The sequence below is a fragment of the uncultured Rhodococcus sp. genome, from assembly GCF_963525155.1.
GTDB classification, from domain to species: domain Bacteria; phylum Actinomycetota; class Actinomycetes; order Mycobacteriales; family Mycobacteriaceae; genus Rhodococcus_F; species Rhodococcus_F qingshengii.
The window spans coordinates 17,253-27,642 of record NZ_CAURKP010000066.1; the positions used below are offsets into that span (position 1 = coordinate 17,253).

Here is a 10,390-nt window from a genome sequence, read left to right on the forward strand (position 1 = left end):
GACGGTACCCGCAGATCCCGAACGGGGTCGACCTGTTCTCGGCGTTTCGCCTGCGGATAAAAAAGAAAAGAGTCGAGATTTCAGCCTGGCGAGCGCTCCACCAGGCACTTCTCGACGTGTCCGCCTCGTGTCGGGAATCGGGATACAGATCCTCGACACGAGGCGGAAATCGACTACTTCTGTGCGCTGAGCTTCCGGTAAGCCAGCACGTCGTCGATGATGCCGTACTCCTTGGCCTGCTCGGCCGTGAGGATCTTGTCGCGATCGGTGTCGACGCGGATGGTCTCCGGATCCTTACCCGTGTGCAGCGACAGCGTGCTCTCCATGAGCCGACGCATACGCTCGATCTCCGCAGCCTGGATCTCCAGATCGGAAACCTGACCCTGGATGCCGCCCGTAGCCGGCTGGTGGATCAGAATGCGTGAGTTGGGGAGCGCGAAGCGCTTGCCCGGCGTACCGCCGGCCAGAAGCACGGCAGCTGCCGAAGCAGCCTGACCGAGGCAGACGGTGGAAATGTCGGCACGGACGTACTGCATCGTGTCGTAGATCGCCATCAGCGCGGTGAAAGAACCACCGGGCGAGTTGATGTACATGGTGATGTCGCGGTCCGGATCCTGCGATTCGAGAACCAGCAACTGCGCCATGAGGTCGTTGGCGGAGACGTCGTCGACCTGCGAGCCGAGGAAGATGATGCGCTCCTCGAACAGCTTGTTGTACGGGTCGGACGTCTTGACGCCGTAGCTGGTCTGCTCCGTGAACTGGGGCAGGATGTAACGCGATTGGGGGCCCGACGGCGCCTGGCCGCCCAGCGAGTTAGCTCCGAAAAGATTGGTCATCAGTTCTCCAAAGTATGAATTGGGCAGCGAAAGGATGGGCGAACCGGCTCAGTTGCCGGTGCCGCCGGCCTGATTCGCACGGGAGACGACGTGGTCGACGAAGCCGTACTCGAGAGCTTCCTTCGCCGTGAACCAACGGTCACGGTCGGAGTCCGCGGTGATCTGCTCGACCGTCTGGCCGGTGTGCTGAGCGATCAGCTCGGCCATTTCGCGCTTGGTGTGCTTGAACTGCTCGGCCATGATCGCGATGTCACTGGCGGAACCACCGATGCCGGCGGACGGCTGGTGCATCATGATGCGGGCGTGAGGCAGTGCGTAGCGCTTGCCCTTGGTGCCTGCCGAGAGCAGGAACTGACCCATCGACGCCGCAAGGCCCATGCCGAAGGTGGCGATGTCGCACTCGGCGAACTGCATCGTGTCGAAGATCGCCATACCTGCGGTCACGGATCCACCGGGCGAGTTGATGTAGAGCGAGATGTCTCGCGTCGGGTCCTCGGCCGAGAGCAGCAGGATCTGTGCGCACAGCTTGTTGGCGATGTCGTCGTCGACCTGGGTACCGAGGAAAATGATGCGCTCTCGCAGCAAGCGCTCGTACACCGAGTCGCTGAGGTTCAACCCAGCGGTCGCTGAAGTCATGGCGGGACTCTGCAAAGTCTCCAGGTGATTGGAAGTCACGGTACCTGCCTTCTATGTGGATCTACTTGTGCGGTGGATCGTCTATGCGAAACACTTCTACTGACACAGACAGTAACGAAGTAGGGCGGCACCGGAGTCCCGGTGCCGCCCTACTTCGCTCAAAGCGGAAAACTCAGTGCAGTCGATCGTGGTGAAAACACCCGTCCGCCTGCGTTTTTACTTGTCTTCGCTCTCGGCGGAATCAGACTCGTCCGCTTCGGTTTCGGCCTCACTGCTGCCGAACAGCTCTGCGGTGTCGACAACTGCGCCGGAGGTGTCCTTGACACCGGCCGACTCGACGACGGACGCGAGAGCCTTGCCACGACGGACGTCTGCGAAGACGGCGCCGAGCTGGTTGGCCTGCTGGATCTGCTGGATGAACTGCTCAGGAGCCATGCCGTAACGCTGCGCCTGGAACAGGATGCGCTCGGTGAGCTCGTCCTGACCGACGGTGACGTTGCCCGCATCGGCAATCGAGTCGAGCAAGAGTTGCGTCTTGACGGAGCGCTCAGCGGCTTCCTGTGCATCCTTGTCGAACTCTTCGCGGCTGCTGCCCTGCTCTTCGAGGAGCTTGTTCAGTGCCTCTTCGTCGTGATCGAGACCGTGAACGGCGTCGTGCAGTGCAGCGTCGACCTCAGCCTTGACGACGGCCTCCGGCAACGGAACCTCGACGGTCTCGAGCAGCTGCTCGAGAACCTTGTCGCGGATCTGACCGGCCTGCTCGACCTTGCGGACGCGTGCGACGCGCTCACGGAGGTCAGCCTTCAGTTCTTCCAGGGTGTCGAACTCGCTGGCGAGCTGAGCGAACTCGTCGTCCTCAGCCGGAAGCTCGCGCTCCTTGACCGTCTGCACGGTCACGGTGACAACAGCTTCCTTGCCTGCGTACTCGCCGGCGACCAGCGTCGACGTGAAGTCCTTGGACTCCCCCGCCTTGAGGCCGATGATGGCTTCGTCGAGGCCCTCGATGAGCTGGCCCGAACCGACCTCGTGCGACAGTCCGCTCGCGGTTGCCTCGGCAACGTTCTCGCCGTCGACGGTGGCCGACAGGTCGATGGAGACGAAGTCGCCGTCCTCGACTGCGCGGTCGACGCCGGTGAGGGTGCCGAAACGCTGACGCAGCGAAAGCAGCTGCTCTTCGATGGCTTCGTCGGTGATCTCGATCGGATCGACCTCGACGTTGATGGAGCTGAAGTCAGGGAGCTCGATCTCCGGGCGCACGTCGACCTCGGCGGTGAACTCGAGGAGTTCGCCGTCTTCGATCTTGGTGACCTCGATCTCGGGCTGGCCGATGGCCTTCACGCCGGCGCTGGTGACAGCCTCGGAGTAACGCGACGGCAGAGCGTCGTTGACGACCTGCTCGAGCACAGCGCCGCGACCGACACGCGCTTCGAGGAGGCGGGCCGGAGCCTTGCCGGGACGGAAGCCGGGGAGACGAATCTGCTGCGCGAGGGCCTTGTAGGCCTTGTCGAAATCAGACTTGAGTTCCGCGAAGGGCACCTCAACGTTGATACGGACTCGCGTCGGGCTGAGCTGCTCGACGGTGCTCTTCACGAAACTTCGCTCCTTCGTCTGGTCTTGCTCACAACTTGTGTTGAATCGGTACTGCTGTGTGTTCGGTACTGCTGTCTGGCGCGGCACTTCACTCCCGGACTTACTGGAGGTGAAGTGCCATGTACGTACTTGTCGGGATGACAGGATTTGAACCTGCGACCCTCCGCTCCCAAAGCGGATGCGCTACCAAGCTGCGCTACATCCCGTTTCCGATCACATGAAACACACGATACGGCCTTCCGAGGCCGCTAAGACAGCGGGCCACAAAGGCAGCCACCATCGGTGACCGCGCACAACCCTATCGCGCTCACTACTCTCTCACGAACCCGACCGCCATTTGTACACGGCCCGGCTGTCGACCCCGTCAGTATGTCATCCGACGGCAGCCACATACGGCAGCCACATACAGCCTTGCCTCAACTGCCATTCAGAGCCGGAATCAGAAGCCGCGCCTGCGGCCGAGACACCCCGACTCGCCGAGCAATTCGCCAATTCCCCAGGTGAACGACGGTCTCGAACTTCTCCGACCCCCCGATTATGAAATCCGGTGGGGCTTTGGGTACAGTTTCGTATCGCAGACGACGAACACGGCGATCCCGAGTTGTCGTATGCACGGGGATGTAGCTCAATGGTAGAGCCTCAGTCTTCCAAACTGATCACGCGGGTTCGATTCCCGTCATCCCCTCCATCAGGAGGGAAACTCCACAAAAGATCCGCATCGGCCCAGCCGGTGCGGATTTTTTGTGTTCCGACTTTGTCCACTCAGACCACTCCCCTGCAGTCCGTATCCTGGAGTTGTCCGGATCGATTCTGCTCGGGAGGCCACTCGTGACCACGATTCTTCTCATACTCGTCGTTCTGGCCGTAGTCGTATTTCTGGTCATGAAAAGCCAGCAACGCGGTTCCGGCCACAGCGCAACACAACTCGACGATGCGAAAGCCGATGCCCGGCAGGCGATCGAACGCCTCGGCGGTCAGGTCTACAACCTGACCGGCAGTGACGACGCGTCGCGCCAAGCCCTCGCCGACGCGGCCGAACGGTACAACGCCGCAGGCTCGCAGATCGATCAGGCCGCAACGCCGGTCCAAGCACGTCTCGCGAAACAGACTGCACTGGAAGGGCTTTACTACATCCGCGCGGCACGGGTGGCGATGGGCATGGATCCGGGACCGGAAGTTCCTTCCATCGACGGACAGAAGGCTGCCGGTTCGGTCACCGAAGACCGTGAGGTCGAATTCGAGGGCCGCAAGGTCGCGGCATCACCCAATCCGTCGTCGCACACACCCAACTACTACCCCGGTGGCCGAGTCGCCGGACGCCCGGTCCCGGCCGGCTGGTACTCCGAACCCTGGTGGAAGCCTGCACTCGTCGCCGGCGCCTGGGGTCTGGGTTCGATGATGCTGTTCTCGACCATGTTCTCCGGCATGGCCGGGGTTCCTTACGGCGCAGAGGCTTTCGCCCAGGGTGGCGATACCGGAGCCGGCGACTCGGGAGATCTGGGCGACTCGGGAGATCAGGGCATGGACGCCGGCGCGGATCAAGGAAGTATCGACAACACCGATTTCACCGCAGACGGTGGAGGCAGCGACTACGGGGACTTCGGAGGCGGCGATTTCGGTGGCGGAGACTTCGGAGGCTTCGACTTCTAAGCCGACTGACACACCGGGCACCAGAACAGGTTTCGTGCCTTCATGACGGAATGCAGGATCGGTGTGCCGCACACGCGGCACGGCGATCCTGCTCTTCTGTAGACATAGGTACGCGGACGATCCTTCGCGTACGCCGGATCTCCGTTGTCGTGCTCGGCGCGAACGACGTGCATCTTCCCCCGCCTGACGCCGACTTTCATCAATTCGACAAGGTCTGCCCACATCGCGGTCCACTCGCCGTGAGAGACGAGATTCCCCGGTCGTTCAGGGTTGATTCCGTGACGAAAGAGAAGTTCGGCGCGATAGACGTTGCCGACACCCGCCAGGACCGCCTGGTCCATCAGCAGTGCGCCGATTGCCGTCTTGGACTTGGAGATTCGCAACCAGGCCTTCTCTGGATCCGCGTCGCGGCGCAGTGGGTCCGGCCCGAGTCTGGCCTCGATCGCGGCGACCTGAGGAGGTAGCAGGACTTCGCAGGCGGTGGGACCACGAAGGTCGGTGCCGAAATCGGCACCGACCATTCGCATCCGGACCTGGCCTACCGGTTCTTCCATCGGCAGGGCGGCGTCGGTGAACTTTCCGTACAACCCGAGGTGTACGTGAACTGTCAGACCGTTGTCGTACGTGTGCCAGAGGTGCTTTCCCCAGGCATCCGAGGACGTGAGTACGTGTCCGTCCACCAGGCGCGCGTCCTCGGCGAATCTGCCTTGCGGACTGAGGACGCGGACCGGTGAACCGACGAACTTGCGGGCATGCAACCGTGCCAGCCGGTGCAGGGTATGACCTTCAGGCACGGAACAACTTTCGGATCAGGCTTGCGGCAGAGCCGGTGCGACGCCGGTCTTCTCGTACTCGGACAGGATGTCGATACGACGCTGGTGGCGCTCTTCACCCGACCATGCGGTGGCGAGGAAAGCGTCGACGATGGCAAGCGATTCCTCGAGGGAATGCATACGTCCGCCGATGCCGATCAGCTGAGCGTTGTTGTGCTCACGTGCCAGCTTCGCCGTTTCGACGCTCCAAGCGAGGGCGCACCGTGCGCCGGGAACCTTGTTCGCTGCGATCTGCTCGCCGTTGCCACTGCCACCCAGGACGATTCCCAGGCTGCCCTCGTCGGCGACGACGCGCTTTGCGGCTTCGATGCAGAAAGCCGGGTAGTCGTCCACGGCGTCGTACTCGTGAGCACCACAGTCGATGGCCTCGTGGCCGTTCGCTTTCAGGTGTTCGATGATCTCGTTCTTACGTTCGAATCCGGCATGGTCGGCACCCAGGTATACGCGCATGGCGACAATTCTCTCAGGCCCGACCAGCCGGGCGCACCCGGGTCGACGTCACACTTTCAGGAACACGCATCGCCGCGCGAGCACACCTATCGTGGTGCCCATGTACCCCGTCAACGGCCAGGCCGCTGCACCCGCCCTTCGTGTGTCACCGGGCAGTGACGCCGTTCGCCACCCGTGGGAAATCCCGCTACTCGTGCTCGCGGTGCTGACGACGGTCGTCACTTATGTGGTGGCGATCGTTCTGATCGCTGCGGGTGATCTGTCGACGTGGATCCTCGTGGTGCTCGCGGCTCCGATCCTGCTGTTCCTCGCGCGAGGTCAGCTGTACGGATCGCAACAGGTCAACGGAATCAAGATGACGCCTTCACAGTTTCCGGAGGGGTATCAGCTGGTTGCCGAGGCTGCGGCACGGTTCGGCATGAAAACTCCGCCGGATGCCTACGTCGTGCTGGGGAACGGACGGATCAACGCGTTCGCGTCGGGGCACGGATTTCGCCGTTTCGTCGTCGTCTACAGCGACCTGTTCGAAGTCGGTGGGCAGGCACGCGAGCCCGATGCGCTCGCATTCATCATCGGCCACGAGGTCGGCCACATCGCTGCCGGGCATGCGTCGTACTGGCGCCAGTGGGGACAGTTCGCGTCGAACTACATTCCGGTGATCGGGTCTTCGCTGTCGCGTTCCATGGAGTACACGGCGGACAACTTCGGCTTTCACATGCGTCCGCAGGGTGCGCCGGGCGCGATGGGCGTCCTCGGCGCGGGAAAGTATCTGGTGGGTCTGGTCGGGTTCGACGAACTGGCCGATCGGGCGACACTCGAATCCGGGTTCTTCCCGTGGTTCGTCAACATCTTGTCGTCGCATCCGGTGCTGACCTGGCGTGCGGCTGCGCTTCGCAACCGCACGCACTCAGGGCATCTGTTCTTCCGGCCGGGTCAGCTCTACCGAAATCCGGCGCTCACTGCCGCTCAGTCGAACTGAGGATCCTCGTTGCGGGTCCGCTTGAGCTCGAAGAAGTGGGGGTAGCCGGCCAGCGCGACTGCGCCGTCCCACACCTTGCCTGCGTCCTCGCCGCGCGGGATGCGTGAGAGCACGGGGCCGAAGAACGCCACGCCGTTGACATGGATCGTCGGGGTTCCGACGTCGGGTCCGACGGCGTCCATACCCTTGTGGTGGCTCTCGCGCAGAGCCTCGTCGTACTTGTCGGTGTCGGCGGCCTCGGCCAGTTCAGGTGGCAGGCCGACCTCGGCGAGGGACGACTTGATGACGTCGGCGAAATCCTTGTTGCCCTCGTTGTGAATCTTCGTCCCCATAGCCGTGTACAGCGGCAGCAGGATCTCGTCACCCTTCAGCTGCGCTGCAGCGATGGCGACACGGACCGGGCCCCAGGCCTTGGTCATCATCTCCCGGTACTCGTCGGGAAGGTCACGGCCCTCGTTGAGAACCGCAAGGCTCATCACGTGGAACTTGGCCTCGATGTCGCGTACCTGCTGGGCCTCGAGAATCCAGCGTGAGGTGATCCAGCACCACGGGCAGAGCGGATCGAACCAGAAGTCAGCAGTGTCCGTGGTCTTGCTCGAGGTTGCGCTCACGAAGAAACTCCCTATCAGTTCATGTCGGTCAGGTCATATCAGTTCGGGGACATACTCCCGTTCTGCCAACAATCATGAACCCGCAATCCTTCCCGCGCTTTCCCCCGAACCACCTCCCGATCGCAGTAGTGTCGAAAAGAAACGAGTACGAAGGAGTGGTTCAGTAATGAGCACCAACCGGAGATTCGTGATCGTCGGCGGCGGGCTCGCGGGCGCAAAGATCGCAGAAGCCCTGCGTGACAGAGATTTCGACGGTGAGATCACCGTATTGAGTGAAGAAGACCACCTCCCGTACGAGCGTCCGCCGCTGTCGAAAGAGTTCTTCGCCGGCAAGAAGACACTCCCCGAATTCACCGTCCACGACGGCGAGTGGTTTCGCGACCATCGCATCGATCTTCGCCCGGGAACGACGGCAACGGCCATCGACCCCGCTGCGCACACCGTGTCACTTCCGGACGGTTCCACGATCAGCTACGACAAGCTCGCCTTGGCCACCGGTTCGCGGTCGCGGCGCCTCGACATCCCGGGATCCGACGCCGAGGGCGTTCACTACGTGCGAACAGTCGATCAGGCCGCCGCGCTGCTGCGCACCCTGGCCGCCGACAAGAAGCTCGTCGTGATCGGTGCCGGCTGGATCGGCCTCGAAATTGCCGCGTCGGCTCGCGGTTTCGACGTCGACGTCACCGTGCTCGAGCATGCCGGACTTCCGCTCGAATCGACCCTCGGCCCGGAAATGGGTGAGGTCTTCGCCGCACTGCACCGCCAGAACGGGGTGGACTTACGCACCGGCACGGACGTCACCGCAATCTCTGTCGACGGCGGTCACGCCTCGGGCGTCACTTTGAGCGATGGAACCGTGATTCCGGCCGACGCCGTGTTGATCGCTGTCGGCGCATTGCCGAACACCGAGTTGGCATCGGAGGCGGGTATCGACGTCGACAACGGGGTTCTCGTCGACGCCGGTCTGCAGAGCAGCGACCCCGACGTGGTCGCGGTGGGTGACATCGCGGCCGCACAGCATCCGATTCTGAATGCACGAATTCGGGTGGAGCACTGGGCAAACGCACTCAACCAACCCGAGACGGCCGCAGAGACCATGTTGGGACGGCCCGCCGAGTACGTCCGCATGCCGTATTTCTTCACCGATCAGTACGACCTCGGAATGGAATACGTAGGTCACGCACCGCACGGCGGCTACTCCCGTGTCGTCACTCGCGGCGACGTCGACAAGCGCGAGTTCCTGGCATTCTGGCTCGATTCCGCGAACAAGGTGCTCGCCGGCATGAACGTGAACATCTGGGATGCCGGTGACGCCATCAAGGAATTGGTCGCGTCTTCGCGTCCCGTCGATCCGGAGCGGTTGGCCGACCCGGAGATTCCGCTGGCAGAAGTGTCCGCTTGAGTGAAGTCGTTCTCTTCGTGATGGGATGGACGTAATAGATCCGCACCATCTACGAGGAGATCTTTGTGGTCGCACCGAACCTGACACGCGAAACCGCAGCGCAACGGTCAGCAATCCTGACCGTCGAGAACTACCTGATCGAACTCGATCTCACCGACGGCAAAGACGCACCCGGCGAGGAGACGTTCTCCTCGAAGACCACCGTCACGTTCACCGCCACGGCCGGAGCAAGCAGCTTCATCGACATCGTCGCGGCCAGAGTCCATTCCGCGGTCCTCAACGGCACCGCGCTCGACGTCTCCGGCTACGACGAGTCGACTGGCATCAGCCTGCCGGACCTCGCTGCCGACAACGAGTTGGTCATCGAGGCCGATTGCATCTACTCCCACACCGGCGAAGGGCTGCACCGATTCGTCGACCCGACCGATGACGCCGTCTACCTTTATTCACAGTTCGAGACGGCTGACGCCAAGCGCATGTTCGCGTGCTTCGATCAGCCTGATCTCAAGGCCACGTTCGACGTCCGCGTCACCGCTCCCACGTCGTGGAAGGTCATCTCCAACTCCGCGGTCGTCGAGACCCTCGCCGCCGATCCCGGCAAGCACGTTTTCCGGACCACCCCGAAGATGAGCACGTACCTGGTGGCGCTCATCGCCGGTCCCTACGCGCAGTGGACCGACAACTACTCCGACGAGCACGGCGACATCCCGCTCGGAATCTTCTGCCGCGCTTCACTGGCCGAGTTCATGGACGAGAAGCGGCTCTTCACCGAGACCAAGCAGGGATTCGACTTCTACCACCGCAACTTCGGTGTTCCCTATGCCTTCGGTAAGTACGACCAGCTCTTCGTCCCCGAATTCAATGCCGGCGCGATGGAGAATGCCGGCGCCGTGACATTCCTCGAGGACTACGTCTTCCGCTCCAAGGTCACCCGCTACTCGTACGAACGTCGCGCCGAAACGGTCCTGCACGAAATGGCGCACATGTGGTTCGGCGACCTCGTCACGATGGCGTGGTGGGACGACCTGTGGCTCAACGAGTCGTTCGCGACCTTCGCTTCGGTCCTGTGCCAGACCGAGGCCACGGAGTACACGAACGCCTGGACGACGTTCGCCAACGTCGAGAAGTCGTGGGCGTACCGCCAGGACCAGTTGCCGTCGACGCACCCGATTGCCGCGGACATTCCGGACCTGGCCGCCGTCGAGGTCAACTTCGACGGCATCACCTACGCCAAGGGCGCGAGCGTCCTCAAGCAGTTGGTGGCATACGTCGGACTCGAGCCGTTCCTCGCCGGACTGCGTGAGTACTTCCGTGAGCACGCATTCGGAAACGCAACATTCGACGATCTGCTGGGCTCACTCGAAAAGTCCTCGGGCCGTGACCTTTCCGACTGGGGTCGGCAG

Annotated in this window: 10 protein-coding genes and 2 tRNA genes; 5 read left to right on the plus strand and 7 right to left on the minus strand. The window is 62.6% G+C overall.

The window, feature by feature from the left end; all coding sequences use genetic code 11:
- Positions 1–173 precede the first annotated feature (173 nt).
- From RWT78_RS15210 to RWT78_RS15225, 4 genes are all read right to left on the minus strand, one after another.
- The gene (locus RWT78_RS15210; RefSeq protein WP_003944539.1) at positions 174–836 is read right to left on the minus strand and encodes an ATP-dependent Clp protease proteolytic subunit; all 663 of its coding nucleotides are present in this window, start codon (positions 834–836) and stop codon (positions 174–176) included.
- A 48-nt stretch (positions 837–884) separates the two neighbouring features.
- Positions 885–1,472: an ATP-dependent Clp protease proteolytic subunit gene (locus RWT78_RS15215; protein ID WP_007730960.1), complete on the minus strand. Its 588-nt coding sequence runs from the start codon at positions 1,470–1,472 to the stop codon at positions 885–887.
- Between the two features lie 216 nt (positions 1,473–1,688).
- On the minus strand, positions 1,689–3,062 hold the full coding sequence (tig, locus tag RWT78_RS15220; RefSeq protein ID WP_007730958.1) for a trigger factor: 1,374 nt from the start codon (positions 3,060–3,062) through the stop codon (positions 1,689–1,691).
- A 132-nt stretch (positions 3,063–3,194) separates the two neighbouring features.
- Positions 3,195–3,268: transfer RNA gene (locus RWT78_RS15225), tRNA-Pro, on the minus strand.
- 408 nt (positions 3,269–3,676) lie between these two features.
- Between RWT78_RS15225 and RWT78_RS15230 the strand changes: the two genes are divergently transcribed.
- A tRNA-Gly gene (locus RWT78_RS15230) sits at positions 3,677–3,750 on the plus strand.
- Positions 3,751–3,944: 194 nt separating this feature from the next.
- Positions 3,945–4,712 carry a DUF1542 domain-containing protein gene (locus RWT78_RS15235; RefSeq protein ID WP_314676466.1) on the plus strand — a complete coding sequence of 256 codons (768 nt, stop codon included), beginning with the start codon at positions 3,945–3,947 and terminating at the stop codon, positions 4,710–4,712.
- On the opposite strand, the gene RWT78_RS15240 is transcribed toward RWT78_RS15235, so the two are convergent.
- The gene (locus tag RWT78_RS15240; RefSeq protein WP_003944531.1) at positions 4,709–5,506 is read right to left on the minus strand and encodes an Fpg/Nei family DNA glycosylase; all 798 of its coding nucleotides are present in this window, start codon (positions 5,504–5,506) and stop codon (positions 4,709–4,711) included. The two genes, RWT78_RS15235 and RWT78_RS15240, sit on opposite strands and share 4 nt — an antisense overlap.
- A 15-nt stretch (positions 5,507–5,521) precedes the next feature.
- Entirely contained in the window at positions 5,522–5,995 is a 474-nt protein-coding gene (locus RWT78_RS15245; RefSeq protein WP_003944571.1) for a ribose-5-phosphate isomerase, read from the minus strand.
- Positions 5,996–6,095: 100 nt separating this feature from the next.
- Here RWT78_RS15245 and RWT78_RS15250 point away from each other — a divergent pair, with 100 nt between their 5' ends.
- Positions 6,096–6,974: a M48 family metallopeptidase gene (locus RWT78_RS15250; RefSeq protein WP_054826987.1), complete on the plus strand. Its 879-nt coding sequence runs from the start codon at positions 6,096–6,098 to the stop codon at positions 6,972–6,974.
- On the opposite strand, the gene RWT78_RS15255 is transcribed toward RWT78_RS15250, so the two are convergent.
- On the minus strand, positions 6,962–7,585 hold the full coding sequence (locus RWT78_RS15255) for a DsbA family protein (RefSeq protein ID WP_003944541.1): 624 nt from the start codon (positions 7,583–7,585) through the stop codon (positions 6,962–6,964). The genes RWT78_RS15250 and RWT78_RS15255 overlap by 13 nt on opposite strands.
- 166 nt (positions 7,586–7,751) lie before the next feature.
- On the opposite strand from RWT78_RS15255, the gene RWT78_RS15260 reads away from it, so the two are divergent.
- The gene (locus RWT78_RS15260) at positions 7,752–8,987 is read left to right on the plus strand and encodes an NAD(P)/FAD-dependent oxidoreductase (protein WP_161120679.1); all 1,236 of its coding nucleotides are present in this window, start codon (positions 7,752–7,754) and stop codon (positions 8,985–8,987) included.
- Positions 8,988–9,052: 65 nt separating this feature from the next.
- On the plus strand, positions 9,053–10,390 hold a 1,338-nt coding region (pepN, locus tag RWT78_RS15265; protein ID WP_314676465.1), incomplete at its 3' end, for an aminopeptidase N.

Excerpts from the sequence above, each read along its gene's own strand:
- RWT78_RS15235 (WP_314676466.1), top strand. The coding sequence starts at position 3,945 with ATGAAAAGCCAGCAACGCGGTTCCGGCCACAGCGCAACACAACTCGAC.
- RWT78_RS15250 (WP_054826987.1), top strand. The coding sequence starts at position 6,096 with ATGTACCCCGTCAACGGCCAGGCCGCTGCACCCGCCCTTCGTGTGTCA.
- RWT78_RS15260 (WP_161120679.1), top strand. The coding sequence starts at position 7,752 with ATGAGCACCAACCGGAGATTCGTGATCGTCGGCGGCGGGCTCGCGGGC.
- RWT78_RS15245 (WP_003944571.1), bottom strand. The coding sequence starts at position 5,995 with ATGCGCGTATACCTGGGTGCCGACCATGCCGGATTCGAACGTAAGAAC.
- RWT78_RS15210 (WP_003944539.1), bottom strand. The coding sequence starts at position 836 with ATGACCAATCTTTTCGGAGCTAACTCGCTGGGCGGCCAGGCGCCGTCG.
- RWT78_RS15215 (WP_007730960.1), bottom strand. The coding sequence starts at position 1,472 with ATGACTTCAGCGACCGCTGGGTTGAACCTCAGCGACTCGGTGTACGAG.